We start from the raw sequence: 980 nt of genomic DNA, 5'->3' as shown, positions 1-980 counted from the left end.
GGTTACCCCACCGACTTCGGGTGTTACAAACTCTCGTGGTGTGACGGGCGGTGTGTACAAGGCCCGGGAACGTATTCACCGCGGCATGCTGATCCGCGATTACTAGCAATTCCGGCTTCATGTAGGCGAGTTGCAGCCTACAATCCGAACTGAGAATGGCTTTATGGGATTGGCTTCACCTCGCGGCTTCGCTGCCCTTTGTACCATCCATTGTAGCACGTGTGTAGCCCAGGTCATAAGGGGCATGATGATTTGACGTCATCCCCACCTTCCTCCGGTTTGTCACCGGCAGTCACCTTAGAGTGCCCAACTAAATGCTGGCAACTAAGATCAAGGGTTGCGCTCGTTGCGGGACTTAACCCAACATCTCACGACACGAGCTGACGACAACCATGCACCACCTGTCACTTTGTCCCCCGAAGGGGAAGACTCTATCTCTAGAGCGGTCAAAGGATGTCAAGACCTGGTAAGGTTCTTCGCGTTGCTTCGAATTAAACCACATGCTCCACTGCTTGTGCGGGCCCCCGTCAATTCCTTTGAGTTTCAACCTTGCGGTCGTACTCCCCAGGCGGAGTGCTTAATGTGTTAACTTCGGCACTAAGGGCATCGAAACCCCTAACACCTAGCACTCATCGTTTACGGCGTGGACTACCAGGGTATCTAATCCTGTTTGCTCCCCACGCTTTCGCGCCTCAGCGTCAGTTACAGACCAGAGAGTCGCCTTCGCCACTGGTGTTCCTCCACATATCTACGCATTTCACCGCTACACGTGGAATTCCACTCTCCTCTTCTGTACTCAAGTCTCCCAGTTTCCAATGACCCTCCCCGGTTGAGCCGGGGGCTTTCACATCAGACTTAAAAGACCGCCTGCGCGCGCTTTACGCCCAATAATTCCGGACAACGCTTGCCACCTACGTATTACCGCGGCTGCTGGCACGTAGTTAGCCGTGGCTTTCTGGTTAGGTACCGTCAAGGTGCCA

The 980-nt window shown here is 54.2% G+C and carries 1 rRNA gene; it reads right to left on the bottom strand.

Annotation, left to right across the window (positions count from 1 at the left end):
• Positions 1–980: ribosomal RNA gene (locus MW695_RS22185) — 16S ribosomal RNA — on the bottom strand; the annotation flags it as partial.

This window comes from Halalkalibacter sp. APA_J-10(15) (assembly GCF_023017105.1).
In the GTDB taxonomy this organism is placed as follows: Bacteria; Bacillota; Bacilli; order Bacillales; family Bacillaceae_D; genus Halalkalibacter.
Note: the sequence above shows the minus strand (reverse complement) of the source record. Positions and strands in the feature narration are given on the sequence as shown.